The 15257-nt window shown below is 61.6% G+C and carries 17 protein-coding genes; 11 read left to right on the top strand and 6 right to left on the bottom strand.

Annotated elements, in window-relative coordinates; genetic code table 11:
* Positions 1 to 51: 51 nt before the first annotated feature.
* The gene (locus tag CAURIM_RS11150) at positions 52 to 2829 is read left to right on the top strand and encodes an ATP-dependent Clp protease ATP-binding subunit (RefSeq protein ID WP_201829098.1); all 2778 of its coding nucleotides are present in this window, start codon (positions 52 to 54) and stop codon (positions 2827 to 2829) included.
* A gap of 126 nt (positions 2830 to 2955) precedes the next feature.
* Here the strand turns inward: CAURIM_RS11150 and CAURIM_RS11145 are convergent, their stop codons facing one another.
* The 3 genes from CAURIM_RS11145 to CAURIM_RS11135 all read right to left on the bottom strand — a co-directional run bounded on the left by CAURIM_RS11145 (position 2956) and on the right by CAURIM_RS11135 (position 5350).
* Positions 2956 to 3846 carry a cation diffusion facilitator family transporter gene (locus CAURIM_RS11145; RefSeq protein ID WP_070645562.1) on the bottom strand — a complete coding sequence of 297 codons (891 nt, stop codon included), beginning with the start codon at positions 3844 to 3846 and terminating at the stop codon, positions 2956 to 2958.
* 80 nt (positions 3847 to 3926) lie between these two features.
* Entirely contained in the window at positions 3927 to 4790 is an 864-nt protein-coding gene (locus CAURIM_RS11140; RefSeq protein ID WP_201829100.1) for a hypothetical protein, read from the bottom strand.
* Positions 4790 to 5350, bottom strand: coding sequence for a hypothetical protein (locus CAURIM_RS11135; RefSeq protein WP_201829102.1), 561 nt, complete (start codon positions 5348 to 5350; stop codon positions 4790 to 4792). The genes CAURIM_RS11140 and CAURIM_RS11135 overlap by 1 nt, the downstream gene beginning before the upstream one ends.
* Positions 5351 to 5483: 133 nt before the next feature.
* Here CAURIM_RS11135 and CAURIM_RS11130 point away from each other — a divergent pair, with 133 nt between their 5' ends.
* From CAURIM_RS11130 to CAURIM_RS11120, 3 genes are all read left to right on the top strand, one after another.
* The gene (locus tag CAURIM_RS11130; RefSeq protein ID WP_070445939.1) at positions 5484 to 6317 is read left to right on the top strand and encodes a DUF1266 domain-containing protein; all 834 of its coding nucleotides are present in this window, start codon (positions 5484 to 5486) and stop codon (positions 6315 to 6317) included.
* 173 nt (positions 6318 to 6490) lie between these two features.
* Positions 6491 to 6661, top strand: coding sequence for a DUF4236 domain-containing protein (locus CAURIM_RS11125; RefSeq protein WP_010188861.1), 171 nt, complete (start codon positions 6491 to 6493; stop codon positions 6659 to 6661).
* Entirely contained in the window at positions 6661 to 7977 is a 1317-nt protein-coding gene (locus CAURIM_RS11120; protein ID WP_236659382.1) for a threonine/serine exporter family protein, read from the top strand. The genes CAURIM_RS11125 and CAURIM_RS11120 overlap by 1 nt, the downstream gene beginning before the upstream one ends.
* Here the strand turns inward: CAURIM_RS11120 and CAURIM_RS11115 are convergent.
* A complete protein-coding gene (locus CAURIM_RS11115; protein WP_201829104.1) occupies positions 7943 to 8803 on the bottom strand; it encodes an A/G-specific adenine glycosylase in 861 nt (286 codons plus the stop codon). The genes CAURIM_RS11120 and CAURIM_RS11115 overlap by 35 nt on opposite strands.
* A 41-nt stretch (positions 8804 to 8844) precedes the next feature.
* Here CAURIM_RS11115 and CAURIM_RS11110 point away from each other — a divergent pair, with 41 nt between their 5' ends.
* Together CAURIM_RS11110 and CAURIM_RS11105 are read left to right on the top strand one after the other, a co-directional pair.
* Complete coding sequence (locus CAURIM_RS11110) at positions 8845 to 9468, top strand: carbonic anhydrase (protein ID WP_201829106.1); 624 nt, start codon at positions 8845 to 8847, stop codon at positions 9466 to 9468.
* Between the two features lie 107 nt (positions 9469 to 9575).
* Positions 9576 to 10316: a hypothetical protein gene (locus CAURIM_RS11105; protein ID WP_070445957.1), complete on the top strand. Its 741-nt coding sequence runs from the start codon at positions 9576 to 9578 to the stop codon at positions 10314 to 10316.
* On the opposite strand, the gene radA is transcribed toward CAURIM_RS11105, so the two are convergent.
* Positions 10303 to 11685 carry a DNA repair protein RadA gene (gene radA, locus CAURIM_RS11100; RefSeq protein WP_201829108.1) on the bottom strand — a complete coding sequence of 461 codons (1383 nt, stop codon included), beginning with the start codon at positions 11683 to 11685 and terminating at the stop codon, positions 10303 to 10305. The two genes, CAURIM_RS11105 and radA, sit on opposite strands and share 14 nt — an antisense overlap.
* 208 nt (positions 11686 to 11893) lie before the next feature.
* Here radA and CAURIM_RS11095 point away from each other — a divergent pair, with 208 nt between their 5' ends.
* Positions 11894 to 12106, top strand: a complete 213-nt coding sequence (locus tag CAURIM_RS11095) for a hypothetical protein (RefSeq protein WP_070711556.1) — start codon at positions 11894 to 11896, stop codon at positions 12104 to 12106.
* A gap of 39 nt (positions 12107 to 12145) precedes the next feature.
* The gene (locus CAURIM_RS11090; protein WP_070711555.1) at positions 12146 to 12382 is read left to right on the top strand and encodes a hypothetical protein; all 237 of its coding nucleotides are present in this window, start codon (positions 12146 to 12148) and stop codon (positions 12380 to 12382) included.
* A gap of 178 nt (positions 12383 to 12560) precedes the next feature.
* On the opposite strand, the gene CAURIM_RS11085 is transcribed toward CAURIM_RS11090, so the two are convergent.
* Positions 12561 to 13136, bottom strand: a complete 576-nt coding sequence (locus CAURIM_RS11085) for a hypothetical protein (RefSeq protein ID WP_070645576.1) — start codon at positions 13134 to 13136, stop codon at positions 12561 to 12563.
* Between the two features lie 288 nt (positions 13137 to 13424).
* Between CAURIM_RS11085 and CAURIM_RS11080 the strand changes: the two genes are divergently transcribed.
* The 3 genes from CAURIM_RS11080 to ispF are packed head-to-tail and all read left to right on the top strand — an operon-like array spanning position 13425 to position 15217.
* Positions 13425 to 14009 carry a CarD family transcriptional regulator gene (locus CAURIM_RS11080; RefSeq protein ID WP_010188874.1) on the top strand — a complete coding sequence of 195 codons (585 nt, stop codon included), beginning with the start codon at positions 13425 to 13427 and terminating at the stop codon, positions 14007 to 14009.
* On the top strand, positions 13981 to 14742 hold the full coding sequence (gene ispD / locus CAURIM_RS11075; protein ID WP_070645578.1) for a 2-C-methyl-D-erythritol 4-phosphate cytidylyltransferase: 762 nt from the start codon (positions 13981 to 13983) through the stop codon (positions 14740 to 14742). Before CAURIM_RS11080 ends, ispD begins: the two co-directional genes overlap by 29 nt.
* A complete protein-coding gene (gene ispF, locus CAURIM_RS11070; RefSeq protein ID WP_070645580.1) occupies positions 14735 to 15217 on the top strand; it encodes a 2-C-methyl-D-erythritol 2,4-cyclodiphosphate synthase in 483 nt (160 codons plus the stop codon). Before ispD ends, ispF begins: the two co-directional genes overlap by 8 nt.
* Positions 15218 to 15257: the final 40 nt, after the last annotated feature.

Below are 15257 nucleotides of genomic sequence, written 5' to 3'. Positions count from 1 at the left end.
CTCCCCGCGCGTTAGAGTGGATGACACATTTAGAGCGAAAGGTAAGAGGTAATGTTCGAGAGGTTTACTGACCGTGCTCGCCGCGTCATCGTTTTGGCGCAGGAGGAAGCACGCATGCTCAACCACAATTACATCGGCACCGAGCACATCCTCCTGGGACTTATCCACGAAGGTGAAGGTGTAGCAGCCAAGGCCTTGGAGTCCATGGGCATCTCGCTGGAGGATGTCCGCCGTGAGGTGGAAGAGATTATTGGTCAAGGTTCTCAGCCGCACACCGGCCACATCCCCTTCACCCCGCGCGCCAAGAAGGTCCTCGAGCTCTCCCTGCGTGAGGGCCTTCAGATGGGCCACAAGTACATCGGCACCGAATTCCTACTGCTTGGCCTCATCCGCGAGGGCGATGGCGTAGCAGCCCAGGTGCTGACGAAGTTGGGCGCTGACTTGCCGCGTGTTCGCCAGCAGGTTATCCAGCTGCTCTCCGGCTATGAGGGCAACGAGGGAGAGGGCAACCAGTCCCAGGGTGGTGCAGGTCCGGTGGGCGCCGGTGCCGGCGCTGGCCAGGGTGGACGTGGCGGCCCAGGCGGCTCCGGTGAGCGTTCCAACTCCCTGGTGCTGGACCAGTTCGGCCGCAACCTCACCCAGGCGGCGCGTGATGGCAAGCTGGACCCGGTAGTGGGCCGCGATTCTGAGATCGAGCGCATTATGCAGGTGCTGTCCCGCCGCACGAAGAATAACCCGGTGCTCATCGGTGAGCCCGGCGTGGGTAAGACCGCCGTGGTCGAAGGTCTGGCCCTCGATATCGTTAACGGCAAGGTCCCGGAGACCCTTAAGGATAAGCAGCTCTACTCGCTGGACCTGGGCTCCCTGGTGGCCGGTTCGCGCTACCGCGGTGACTTCGAGGAACGCCTGAAGAAGGTGCTCAAGGAGATTAACCAGCGCGGTGACATCATCCTCTTCATCGATGAGATCCACACCCTGGTCGGCGCCGGTGCCGCCGAGGGCGCTATCGATGCCGCTTCGCTGTTGAAGCCGAAGCTGGCTCGCGGCGAACTGCAAACCATCGGTGCCACCACCCTGGATGAGTACCGCAAGCACATTGAGAAGGATGCCGCTCTCGAGCGCCGCTTCCAGCCGGTCAAGGTGGAAGAGCCTTCCCTCGATGACACCATCCTCATCCTCAAGGGTCTGCGCGATAAGTACGAGGCACATCACCGTGTCTCCTACACCGATGAGGCGCTGAAGGCAGCGGCCTCCCTGTCTGACCGCTACATCAATGACCGCTTCCTGCCGGATAAGGCTGTCGACCTCCTCGATGAGGCCGGTGCCCGCATGCGTATTAAGCGTATGACCGCTCCGGAAGGTCTGCGTGAAGTCGATGACCGCATCGCCGAGGTCCGCAAGGAAAAGGAAGCGGCGATTGACGCGCAGGACTTTGAAAAGGCCGCTGGTTTGCGCGATAAGGAGCGCAAGCTCGGTGAAGAGCGTGCGGAGAAGGAGAAGCAGTGGCGCTCCGGTGACTTGGAGGAAATCGCCGAGGTTGGTGAGGAGCAGATCGCAGAGGTCCTCGCTCACTGGACCGGTATTCCGGTTCTCAAGCTTACTGAGAAGGAATCCAACCGCCTCCTCAACATGGAAGAGGAGCTGCACAAGCGCATCATTGGCCAGGACGATGCCGTCAAGGCCGTCTCCCGCGCCATCCGCCGCACCCGTGCTGGCCTGAAGGACCCGCGTCGTCCTTCTGGTTCCTTCATCTTCGCTGGCCCGTCCGGTGTGGGTAAGACGGAGCTGTCGAAGTCCTTGGCTAACTTCCTCTTCGGTTCGGATGATGACCTCATCCAGATCGATATGGGTGAGTTCCACGATCGCTTCACCGCGTCCCGCCTCTTCGGTGCCCCTCCGGGTTACGTTGGTTACGAAGAGGGCGGCCAGCTGACCGAGAAGGTTCGCCGTAAGCCTTTCTCCGTGGTGCTCTTCGATGAGATCGAGAAGGCCCACAAGGAGATCTACAACACCCTTCTGCAGGTGTTGGAGGATGGCCGCCTGACCGATGGTCAGGGCCGCGTGGTGGACTTCAAGAACACGGTGCTCATTTTCACCTCCAACCTGGGTACCCAGGACATCTCGAAGGCCGTGGGACTGGGCTTTACCGGCTCTTCGGAGAATGACGCCGATGCGCAGTACGAGCGCATGAAGAACAAGGTCAACGACGAGCTGAAGAAGCACTTCCGCCCTGAGTTCCTGAACCGTATTGATGAGATTGTGGTCTTCCACCAGCTCACGCAGGAGCAGATCGTCGAGATGGTGGAGCTGCTCATCGCCCGCGTGGAGAAGCAGCTTTCCGAGCGTGACATGGGCATTGAGCTCACCCAGAAGGCCAAGGATCTGCTGGCTCAGCGCGGCTTCGACCCGGTCTTGGGTGCTCGTCCGCTGCGCCGCACCATCCAGCGCGAGATTGAGGATCAGCTCTCCGAGAAGATCCTCTTCGGCGAAATCGGTGCGGGCGAAATCATCACCGTGGACGTTGAAGGCTGGGACGGCGAGTCCAAGGACAACTCTTCTGCCACCTTCACCTTCACCCCGCGTCCGCGCCCACTGCCGGAGGACACCTTCGACAAGGATCTCGAGGAGACCGCCGTGCGTGAGGCCGATGAGGAACTGGCCACCGAAATCGACGCCGAAACTCACGGCCCAGACTCCGATGGCCCCGACACTGTCACCCCGGACGTCCTCGACGAGTCAGGTAGCGACTCCGCTGAGGAATCCCACAACGATGATGGTGATGACGGCAACCCGCCGCCGGCAGGTGCCGGTGCTGGCCAGCCGCTCTAAGCACTGACTCGGGACCCACACTGGGTCCATAAGGAATAGCCCCGAACCGCATGTGAACTTCGTGCGGATCGGGGCTTTCTTTGTGTGACCGGTGGGTGGGCTATCCCACCGACTAATAAAAAGGAATCAGCACACGGTCTCGTGGGATTCGTGCTCCGGGTGTTCGATCTGGATGGTGGAGTGCTCGATGCCGTGTTCACGCAGAGCCTGCTGGGCGGCATCCAACAGTGGGCCGGTGTCGACGGTGCCGTCGCGCACGATGTGCACGGTCGTGAGCACGTTTACACCATCCAGGCTCCACAGGTGCAGGTCATGGATATCGGCAACGCCCTCGACCTGCCGCAGCGCGGGCTCGATCACGCTGGCGTCGAAGCCCGCCGGAACCTGCTCGAGCAGCACGCTCGCCGACAACCGCATGAGCTGCCAGGCGCGCGGCAGCACCATCGCCGCGATCACGAGGGAGGCGATCACGTCCGCCGCCACAAACCCCGTGGTCAGCACCACGATGCCCGCCACAATCACGGCGACCGAGCCGAGCAAATCCACCAGCACGTGCAAGAACGCGCCCTCCACGTTAATTGAGGATTCGCGGTGCCGGTGGAGCACCCACGCCGACAGTGCATTCGCCACGAGACCGATGCCCGCGATGATCAGCATTGCCTCGCCCTGCACCTCGGCCGGGTTCTGTAGGCGGCGCACCGCTTCGACGACAATCCACACCGAGATCGCCAGCACCATCACCGCATTTGCCAGCGCCGCAAGCACCTCCACTCGCCGGTAGCCGTATGTGGCCTGGGCTGATGCTTGTCGACGCCCAATCAACACCGCAATCACCGCAATGATGAGCCCGGCGGCGTCGGAAAGCATGTGCATCGCATCGGCCATCAGCGCCATTGAGCCCGCCAACCAGCCGCCGATCAGCTCCGCGAAGAAGACGGTGCCGGTAATGCTCAGCGCTATGAGGAGTGCGCGTAGCGGTGTGCCGGAGTGATCGTGGTCGTGGTGCTCGTGTGCCATGCACTCAGCTTATCACCACCGACTCTTATTGACAATAAAATGAAAACAGAAGGCGGCGGGTAGAAGTGCGCGTTCTAGCTCTACTTGGCCACGCCGAGGTCTACCAGAGCTTTCTTTGCCACCTCAGGGTCATTATTTTTGATCATGTACTCAACGATTCCCTTATCATCTGGGAGGATTTCCTGAACAGTGATGAGGGACTCGACTCGCTGTGCTTTGAATGTGGAGCCACGCGTTGATTCTGCCGGAATCTCAATGCCGTCTAGGACGGGCTTGCCGTCACGAACGGCGGCGGTGGCGGCAGGGTCATCGGTGAAGACCACGTAACCAACCTCAGGTGCTTTCGTCGTATCCACGGAGCAGTTGGTGCCCATTGCTTCTGGGGCAGGGGAGTTATCCGCGCCGTAGTAGCTGAACACCACTTCATAATCCGTGCAAGCCTCCACGAAGTCAGTAATCGGCTCGGGTGCTTGGTCAGCAGGGGTGAGGCCACTTTGAGTGTCGCCAGTGGTTGCTCCACCGGTCGCGCCGGTAGCGCCACCGTTGGAAGCCCCAGAATCGGCAGGTGCCTCAGCGGCCGGTTGTTCGGGAGCAGCCGAATCCTCTGATTTATCACCAAAGAGCGCGTCTTTAAGTGCAACGTAGCCAATCGCTACCACCACGATGACCGCGATCACGAGCGGGAGGAGCAACAGCTGCTTCTTAACGCTGAGACCCTGCTTTGAGTCATTGGAGTGGGTGCCTGTGGTTCCCGCGGTGGGGTTCGACGAGGGTGAGGCGGTGCCCGAGGCGCTCTTCGGAGACGTGCCGGCGTCTAGTGGTGAGCCGTGCTTGATGAAATGGCGATAGCCATTATCCGCAATTATCTGGCCTTCTTCGATGTGTGAGGTGTCTTCTGCCCCGTTAAAGTGGTCGGGCGAACCCGGGTATGCAAGTCTGCTCATTATTCAGTCCACCACCGTGAATCAATGTCGGAATACAGGGAGTGCATCGACGCAACGCGCTCTTCCACGCTGTTGCGATTGAGACGGTGCTTGTTTTCTTTCCATCGCTTAAAAAGTTCTTCCGAAGACACCGCGCGCGAGGCCTCCGTTCGTGCCTCCCGGCCTGCGGTCAGGGCCCACTGGGCGGCAAACTGCACGCGACGCGCGGCCTTCTCCGTGAACCCGCTCCACACTTTGTAGGTGCTGTAGAGCTGAGCCACGACGGTCCAGCCACCCTTGTAGGGCAGAACTGTGACGTTGCCGAGGCTGTCCAGTTCAAGGAACTCAAAATGAGATGGATCCTTCTTATCGGCGGTCACGAGGATCCTACGGTTGGTGACAAACGCGGCACCATCCACCCCGCTTGCTTTCGTGGGGGCGGCTTCCAAGACAATCTCGTCGACACCAAGGCCTTCCACAACGGCTGCGGCGGCAGTGTGCACAATCTCGGAATCACCAGCACGTTTAAGCGCGGCGCCGAGATCTGGCCGGTCTGTCAATGCAATTTGGGGTCCTGTCATGCACACGAGACTAACAACACATCAAAAATGATGACTGTGTGTGCTGCGATATGGCGTCCGTCACTCCCCAACATAGGGGTGACGGAGGGGGCGCCACGGATCCACGTTGGGAACCTCGGTACTTTGTGAAGATATGAGCTCAACGTTCACGCCAGCAAAGTTTGATGATACTTGGATCTACCGCCTTACAAAGTTCCCGTGGCCGGAACCGGCGCCGAGCAAAGATGAAGTGCGCCGCCACTCTTGGGGAATGATATACAAGAGCAATAAGGCGTTTGCGACTCCGCTAGGGGTTGAGGACATCAATGCAAGGACGGCCAAGTACTACAAAGCATCTCTCGAGCAAAACTGGGGGGTCACTGGTGCACAGGAAGCGCACCAGGCTATTGACGTGTTGCTCGAAGGCAGTCAGCACGTGGAAAATGACTTTATTTTACCGCTCGCATACGCCGTGAAGGACGTCCCCGAGCGCGAGCTAGATGCGGAAGTGGAGGAAAAGGTCGAGTTCCTTAAAGACTTCTTTGTTGCCCAAGGCGCGGATCCGCGTCGTGGAGAACATAAGTTCCGCTACCTCGTAAGGATGTTGCGTTCGGAGGGCTTTGCCAAAGCAGCAGCTCCGGCATTGCCCGCCACGACTCGCGCATGGGACATAATCCGAATTCACAACGTTGGTGGTCCGGCAACGGAGCTGGGTTGGATCTCTCCAGAAGAGTTCCTTCAGATTTCAGATAAGGCCGTGGCGGCCCTGCAGCGCTACTTCGTGTCGTGGGCTGACGTAGCCGCAAGCTTCTGGTGGGGTCGAATGATCTGGGCAAGTGACGGTGAGCCCGACGTCGCCGCTGCGATGAAGGATCAATCGCAACGGCTCACCGAGTTGCTCGCACACAGTGATTCGCCTTGGGTACGCGTGCCCCTGCATGACATCGAGGCAGAGGAGCCATTTTCATCCCTGGACGGTCTGCACTAGGGCTTAGGGAGCCTGGCAGTTGGTGGGCGCCGCCGATGCCACTGCGGGTGCCAGTGCGGTAGCCGCGAGCGCGAGGGCCGCCACGAGTGCGCGAGGAGAGATCAGATTCGTGCCGTAAGGGTAATCGCTCTGTCGCCGGTGCGCAGCGGCTTCGCTGCGCTAAGCTAGCGCGCATGGGAATCTATTTTCGCAAGCGCAAGAAGACCGGAAAGAATAGCTGGATTAACGTTTCCGGTTCCGGTGCGTCGATGTCGACGAAGGTCGGCCCCGTGACCTTTAACTCCCGCGGCGGCATGTGGGTCAACCTGCCCGGCGGACTGAATTTCCGGGGACGCTGGCGCTAATGACTTCTCACCCCAACAGCGACTATGTCCGCATGGGGTACGAGGCGGACGTCGTCCTGCGCCTAGGCATGATGCTCATGGGCGCGGGAACGTCCGGCTACCGCGTGCTGCGCGGCATGAAACGTGCCGCCCGCGCGCTCGGCTTTGATCGGCTCGACGCCAACGTTGGCGTCACCCAGATAACGTGCACGTTTCACCGCGGCCGCGAGTTTCGCACCGTGGTGGCCCAGCAGCATTCGCCGGCAGTTGACGCCTCCCGCATTGAGGCGCTGGAGGACCTTACCCACCACAAGCTGTACGCGGGCATTACGGCCGAAGATCTTACAGAGATGCTTGATTCCATCGAGTCGACGGTGGTCAAGCGGTGGAACCGCTGGCTCCTAGCCGCGGCGGCGTCCATTGCGTGCGCCTCTTTTGCGGTCCTGAACTTCTTCACACCGCTTGCGATTCTGCTGGTGGCCCTCGCCGCTTTTTGTGGTCAGCTCACCCGCGCGGTCCTACACGGCAAGCACGTTCATCAGCTGGGCTGCATCGTGGCGGCCGGAACGGTGGCTAGCCTCGTGTACTTCTTCACCACCGAGGCCGTAGCCGCCGCCGGGGTGGCGGACCCGTCAGAGTTTTCCTCGGGCTATGTGGCCGCCGTACTTTTCCTCATTCCCGGCTTCCCGTTGTTCTCCGCGCTCATTGACCTCGCGCGCTTCGACTTCGAGGCTGGGCTATCCCGACTAACCTACGCACTGACAGTGATCACCGCCGCCACCTTTACCGTGGCGTTGATCAGCTGGACCACGGAGCTGACCCCGGAACCGGGAATCCCGGACTATGCGCCCGTGTGGTACCTCGCCGCCGCGGCGGCCAGCTTCCTGGGCATTTCCGGATTCGCGTTCCTTTTTAACTCCTCGCGCCGGATGGTGCTCGTGGCGGCCGCGGTGGGAACGGTGGCCAACCTCGTACGCCTGCTCCTCATCGCGGTCGGGGCCACGGTCTACGTCGGCGCTTTCGCCGGCGGTCTCATCGTCGGGCTCTTGGGCGCGGTGGCCTCCACACGCGCACACCTGCCGCGCATCACCACGACGGTGCCGGCGTCCGTCATCATGATCCCGGGCACCTCCATGTTCCGCACCGTCTATCACCTCAACGTGGGCAACATGGACCAAGCGTTGAGCAACTTCGCCACCGCCTCGATGGCCGTGGCGGCCATCGGTTGCGGGCTTATCCTCGCCCGCTTGTTGACCGACCGCGATTGGACCTTCGGCCACCTCATCGACTTCTCACACGTGCCTAGTGCGGCAGATGGAACAAACCCTCGTCGTTGACATCCATCAACCCGTCCTCGAGCAGTGAGGCTTGTGCGCGCGAGCGCTGTGCCGCGTCTGGCCATACCGCATCCAGGTCGGCTTGGGCAACTGGGTGGGGCGAGCCTCGGAGGACGTCGAGAAGCAGCCCCCGCACCTGCCGGTCCGTGCCGGTGAACTTTTGCACGCGTTTCCTAGCCCGCGCGGTCTCCTCCGCACTAGGTTCTGGGCAGCCCGCGAGCTGCCAGGCGCACGAGGCCTTAATGGGGCAGGCGGCACAGTCCGGGTTCTTGGCCGTGCACACCAAGGCACCGAGTTCCATGAGTGCGGCCGAAAAACGCGGGCCGTTCTCTTCCGGAAGCAAAGCTTCTACCTGTGCTAATTCGCGTTTCGCGGGCGTCGGGGCGAAGAAGCGCCCCTCCTCGGCGCGGGCATACACGCGGCGGACGTTGGTATCCACCACCGGAACGTTGTGGCCAAAATGGAAACAGGCCACAGCACGGGCGGTGTACTCACCAATCCCCGGTAACGCCAAAAGCTTGTCGACGTCCCCCGGGACCTCCCCCTCACCAATCTTCTTCGCGCACTCCCATAAGCGCAGTGCGCGGCGCGGGTAGCCCAGCTTGCCCCACGCGCGCAGGACATCCGCCTTGGAGGCCGCCGCAAGGTCCTGTGGGGTAGGCCAGCGGCGCATCCACTCCTTCCACTGCGGGGCGACGCGCGCGACGGGTGTTTGCTGGCTCATGACCTCGCTTAAGAGCACACCCCACGCCGAGGTCCCTGGCTCGCGCCACGGTAGGGGGCGCTCATGGGCATCGAACCATTCCACGACAGCTTGGGTATCCATAGGCACCTCAGTGTAGGGCGGCGGGGTCTAGACTAAGAAACATGCCTTTAGTAGATGTCCCTCAAGACCCGCAGAAGGTGTGGGAAGCCCTCCAGGAAGGTAACCACCGACTGGTGACGGGTAACCTCATCGACGTAAATCAAGACGCGAAGCTGCGCGCTGGCCTGACCCAAGGCCAGGACCCGCGCGTGATCGTGCTGGCCTGTTCCGATTCCCGCGCGCCCATTGAGCACGTGTTCAACATTGGTTTCGGCGATGCCTTCGTCATCCGCACCGCCGGTCACATCCTGGACAGCGCGGTGATGGCCTCGCTGGACTACGCCCTGGAAAACCTCAAGGCCAACCTGCTCGTGGTCATGGGCCATCAGTCCTGCGGCGCGGTGGGTGCAGCCTCAGACTTCCTGGCGGGCGGCGATCTGCCGACGGGCCTGCAACGCCCGATCATCGAGCAAGTTGCCGCGGCCTCGATGGTGGCCAAGCGCGATGGCCGTGAGGAGCGGGCCGATTTCGAACGCGAGAATACCGCACAGACGGTGTCCCAGATCATTTCTGACGTGCCGGCTGCGCGCCAGCTTCTCGACGCCGGAACGCTCGGCATCGTCGGCCTGCGCTATCTCCTAGAGGATTCCAGCGTGGAGACCGTCGTCCTACACGGCGTTGAATAACCCGTGTGCTCAGCCGGTTCCTCGGGTGAGCACATAGAAGCCGCTGCTCAAGACACGCGGCTCCGGGCTGGCCCGGGTTGGGCTCTAGTCCCCTTAAACTAAGAGCTGTGACTGAGCCATCCCGTACCCCGAAGCAGCTGCCGCGAGAGATCTATGTTCGCCGTCGCGTTGCTGCGCTCGTGGCGATCTTGGTACTCGTGATTGTTCTTATTTGGGCTGCCACCGCGCTCTTTAGCGGTTCGGAGGAACCGGGAGCGGAATCACAGCAAGCAGCGGCTTCGGATACCTTGGCCCCGTCGGAGGAAGCAACCTCGGCGGTGGAGACAACCGAGTCCACTGCGGCCGAGGGCTCCGCTGAAGCCTCGGAATCGGCTGAGCCGAAGGAAGGTGAGCAGGACAAGGAAGCGCCATCCTCTGAGGCGAAGCCCGACGAGTTGACCGTTGATCCCACCAAGACGACGTGTTCCCTCCAAGACCTCAAGGTGCTGGCCAAGACCAACGAGGACAGTGTTCCGGCCGATAAGATGCCGACCTTCTACTTGGAGGTCTTTAACCCGACAACGGCAGATTGCTCCATAGATCTGGATGAGGAACAGCTGCGCTTCGAGGTCTACAAGATGGGCTCTAACGAGCGCGTGTGGGCCGATACCGATTGCTATGCCTCGGTGGAAACCGGCAAGCAGACCTTCAAATCCGGTGAGACTCGCTACTTCCAGGCGGATTGGTCCCGTAAGCGCTCCGAGCCGGGCAAGTGCACCGACCGCGAGGAAGCCGAGCCGGGTGCTTACTTCCTACACTCCGTCATCGGTGAGAATTACTCCCCAGCGCTCCCGTTTAATCTGCTTTAAGAGCAGCAATTGCTTCGCTTAGCGTTGCTGCTTGACGCACCTGCATGCTGCCGCTGACCTCCACCTTTCCGGGCGGGACTAGGGCATGGCGGTAACCCAAGCGGGCGGCTTCCGCCAAGCGACGGTCTAGGTTGGGCACGCGGCGCACCTCTCCGGCGAGGCCAACCTCCCCGATGACAACGGTCTTCGCCGGTAGCGGTTGCTCGTGCAAGGAGGACCACGTGGCAAGGGCTACGGCAAGGTCCGTTGCCGGCTCCTGAATTTTCATTCCTCCCACCGTGGCCACATAGGCATCCTTGTCGTTGGTGCGTTCGCCCGCGCGGGCCTGGAGCACTGCGAGCACCATGGGGACACGGTTTGAGTCGAGCCCCGTCACCACGCGCCGCGGGTTCTTCGCCACAGGATCCACGGTGAGTGCCTGGACCTCAGCCAGAATGGGGCGCACACCATCCATAGCGACGGTCACCGCCGAGCCATCCGGGGTGCTGCCGCGGTGGGAGAGGAAGAGGCCAGAAGGATCCGCGACCTCCCGGATTCCGGACGCTGTCTGCTCGAAGCACCCCATCTCATCGGTGGCGCCGAAACGGTTCTTCAGGCCCCGGAGAAGGCGCAGAGAGGATTGACGGTCACCTTCAAAATTCAGGACGACGTCCACGAGGTGCTCAAGCACGCGCGGTCCGGCAACGTTGCCGTCTTTGGTTACGTGCCCGACGAGGAGGATGGGGATGCCGGTGGTTTTGGCCAGCGTGGTCAGGGCAGCGGTCACCGCGCGCGACTGGGCCACGCCGCCAGCCACGCCTTCGACTCCGGCGGCGTGCATGGTTTGGACGGAGTCCACGATGAGCAGGCTGGGTTTGAGCTGTTCCACGTGCCCAAAGACGACGTCGAGATTCGACTCAGCCGCAAGGTAGAGCGTTTCGTGCAAAGCCCCGGTGCGCTCAGCGCGGGCGCGGACCTGACCGGCGGATTCCTCCGCGGTGGCATACAGCGCAGTGCGCCCTAGCTGCGCCCAGCGGGAAGCAACCTCGAGCAGGAGAGTGGATTTGCCGACTCCCGGTTCACCCGCCATGAGCACCACCGACCCGGGGACGATGCCGCGGCCCAAGACTCGGTCAAGCTCCCCAATTCCGGTATTGATGGCCTTCGTCGCTGACGCACCGACCTTCGTTATCGGCACCGCTGGGCTCGTCGGAGTCAAACCGGTGGGGCGCCGCCCAGACATGGCGGCTTGGGCGGCGGTACTGCTTTGGGCTGCCGCGGTTTCCTGCAGCGTCCCCCACGAGCCGCACTCAGGGCAGCGGCCAAGCCACTTGGGGGAGACGAAGCCACACTCAGAGCAGGTGTGGACGGGACGAACCTTTTTTGCCATGTCTCACACTCTAGTAAGCCGCGTGGACAGGCACGTGTTTGTGTTGCTCCATCAGCAGAAACAAGCGTTACCCCCGAGTGGAGAAAATCTAGCCTACGAGAGGCGTCCCACTAGTGATGGGGTAAACTACGCGGCGAGGGGCATACAACACAGTCCCAAGTTTGTGTGTCTCCGGTCCTATACTCTCCCGACCCGCGAAGGTGTTTTCATGAAGATCCGTCGTACTCTTGTCGCCGTTGGTGCTGCCGTAGCCGTTGCAACTGCTGGTACCCCCGCCGCTTCCGCTGCACAGGCTCCGGAGCCGCTGGCCTCCGTTCTGACCCAGATCGCCAACACTGCTGGCTACGAGGCTCAGAACGTTATTCTTGTTCCGGCAGCTTTGTCCTCCTTGGGCTTCCTGTCCAACCTGCTGTTCAACTAATCCGCCCCACACGTTCATCAGATTTTTCAAGGAGACATAATGAAGATTCGTCGCACCCTCGTTGCTCTGGCCGCTGCTACCTCTGTCGCATTTGCTGGCGCCCCGGCTGCTTCCGCAGCTACCTACCCGGAGCCGTTGAACCAGGTTATGGATCAGATGGTTAAGTACGGCGGCCCGCAGGCACCGAACCTTCTTCTGGTTCCGGCTGCTCTGTCCTCCCTGGGCATCGTGAACTCTATTGTTGTCCTCGCGCTCGCAGGCTCTTCTCAGGCCTAAGCGCCTCGCCGGCACCGTAGAAAAAGGCCACCGCGTGGTATCTCATGCGGTGGCCTTTGTGTATGTGCGAAAACACTAATACGAAACGCAGCTGCCCCAACTGACGAAGTTTTCCCGAATCTTTAAATCACGGGCTACAACTTTGGCAGCTGGGGCGGTTTATCTATGAAGAAAAGGCTTATTTGTTCTCGGCGTAGCCCTCGGTGGACTGCGGGTCGCGGTCATAGTTACCGGACTGCAGCGGGGAGGCAGACACGGTGGCATCAACCTCGATGGTACCGGTGTTGAAGGTGAAGGTCACCGGGCGGGAGCCACCAAAGGCGTAGTCCTCATTCTCCAGGGAGGTGGTCACGTAGGTGATCTTCTCATCCTTGCCGTCCTTGGGGAGGCGGTCCAGGTTCTCCTGGGAATCGGCGTAGAGAGCATGATCGCGCGGAAGCGGCTCGACGCCCTCCAGGGGCACATCCTGGCCGTCAACGCTGACGGACTCGAGGGTAACGTCATCGACCTTGTAGCCCTGGTTCACGGCAACGAACTTCAGGGAGGTCTCACCGGTGTCCGGCTCAACCTGAATGGTGACGTCACGTACGGCCACCTTGCCATCTTCGGAGCTTGCGGATGCACCGTCGACAGCAATCACCTTTTCCGCGGTCTGCGCAACATGACCGGCCGAGCAGGACGCCAAGGCCAGCGCGGAGAGGGCGGTAACTGACATGATGGCACCGCAGCGAGCGGCGGACTTCAGGGACTGCACTGTGAGTGTCCTCCATTGAATTGCGATCACAAAGCTTATCAACGCTTTAGCCTAGTACCTCCGGGGGGAAAGCACACAGTTTCCGCTAAACCCCTTGGGTAGACCGGGGGTAGCCGGGCTTTATATCAGCCGCCATAGTGGTGTAGTGCAGCCAGTGCGCAGCGCCCGGGCGGGGCAGCAGGGGTAGAAAGCAGCGTGCTAGAATAGACTCCCTGTATATGCGGCCCACCGAGAGCACGCCGAGCGCACACGATGGGCATCGTCTCAAAGGCTTCACAAGGAGTGGCAATGGAATTTAAGGTCGGAGAGGTCGTCGTCTACCCCCACCACGGCGCCGCCAAGATTACGGCGATTGAAACGCGGGAGATGGGCGGCGAGGAGCTCGAATACCTCGTTCTCCAAATCAACCAGTCCGACCTGGTGGTGCGTGTCCCTTCCAAGAACGTTGAGATGGTGGGCGTGCGCGACGTTGTGGGCAAGGAAGGACTCGAGAAGGTTTTCTCCGTCCTGCGCGAAGTAGACGTCGAGGAAGCCGGCAACTGGTCCCGCCGCTACAAGGCGAACCAGGAGCGCCTCGCCTCCGGTGATATCAACAAGGTGGCAGAGGTCGTGCGTGACTTGTGGCGCCGCGATCAGGACCGCGGCCTGTCCGCTGGTGAGAAGCGCATGCTGGCTAAGGCCCGTCAGATCTTGGTGGGCGAGCTTTCCCTGGCTAAGCCGGTTGATGAGAAGAAGGCTGACACCATGATGGAGGAGATTAACGCCACCATCGAGCGCCACCGCGCCGCTGGCCTGGTGGAGGACAAGTCCATTACCACCGACATTGACAATGACGTCGATCTCGATGACCTCTCCTTCGACGACGAAGACTAATCAACGCTCCACCGCCCGCGTCATTGCTCTCGTCGCGGCTGCCGGTCAGGGAACGCGCCTCGGGGCCGAAGTCCCGAAGGCCTACGTGGAGCTGCGCGGGCGCACCTTGCTGGAGCGTTCTGTCCGCGCCATGATCACCTCAGAATTCGTCGATGAGATCATCGTTCTGGTCAGTCCCGCGATGGAGGGCTACGCCGCCAGTATCCTCGACCGCATCGATTCTGATGTTCCCGTACGTATCGTCCACGGTGGGGGTGAGCGCGCCGATTCTGTCTGGGCGGGCCTGCAGGCCATCCCGGATGAAGATGCCGTGGTGCTGATCCACGACGCCGCCCGAGCATTGACGCCGCCGGGGATGATCGCGCGCGTCGCCAAGCGCGTGCTCGACGGTGCCACCGCAGTTATCCCGGTCCTTCCCGTGGCGGACACTATCAAAGAAGTCGAAGGGACCGCGGTGCTGTCTACGCCGGACCGTTCCCGTCTGCGCGCTGTGCAGACGCCGCAGGGTTTTAGCCTGGCTGCGCTGCGCCGCGCCAACCTAGACTATTGGGCGCAGGACCCCGACTTCGTCGCCACGGACGACGCCAGCCTCATGGAATGGCATGGTGAGCGCGTGGAGACCGTGCAGGGAGATACCTTCGCGTTTAAAATCACCACCCCCATCGACCTCGTCCTGGCGAAAGCCGTGACGGATGAGGTCGAACCGACCATCTTCGAGGTGCCTAGTGACTAACCCCATCATCCCCCGCGTGGGAATCGCTACCGATGCCCACCAGATCGAGCCCGGAAAACCCTGCTGGATCGCAGGTCTGCTTTTTGAAGGCGTCGATGGCTGCGAGGGCCATTCCGATGGGGACGTGGTGAGCCACGCGCTTGTCGACGCTTTGCTCTCCGCCTCCAACCTCGGCGATTTGGGCTCTTTCGTTGGCGTAGGCCGGCCGGAGTACGACGGGGTTTCCGGCGCCCAGTTGCTGCGCGAGTGCCGCGAGCTGCTAGAAAAGGAAGGCTTCATCATCGGCAACGCTGCCGCACAATTGGTTGGCCAGAGCCCCAAGATGGGCCCGCGGAGGAAGGAAGCCGAGGCCGTGCTGAGCGACATCCTCGGCGCCCCAGTATCCGTTTCGGCCACGACGACGGATCACCTTGGCTTCACCGGCCGCAAGGAGGGCCGCGCTGCCGTGGCGACTGCCGTAGTCTGGCGCGCCTAAGGAGTCCTGAACTTGCCGGCTGGATGAGTCAATTAGACTA

It is taken from the genome of Corynebacterium aurimucosum, from assembly GCF_030408555.1.
In the GTDB taxonomy this organism is placed as follows: Bacteria; Actinomycetota; Actinomycetes; order Mycobacteriales; family Mycobacteriaceae; genus Corynebacterium; species Corynebacterium aurimucosum.
Note: the sequence above shows the minus strand (reverse complement) of the source record. Positions and strands in the feature narration are given on the sequence as shown.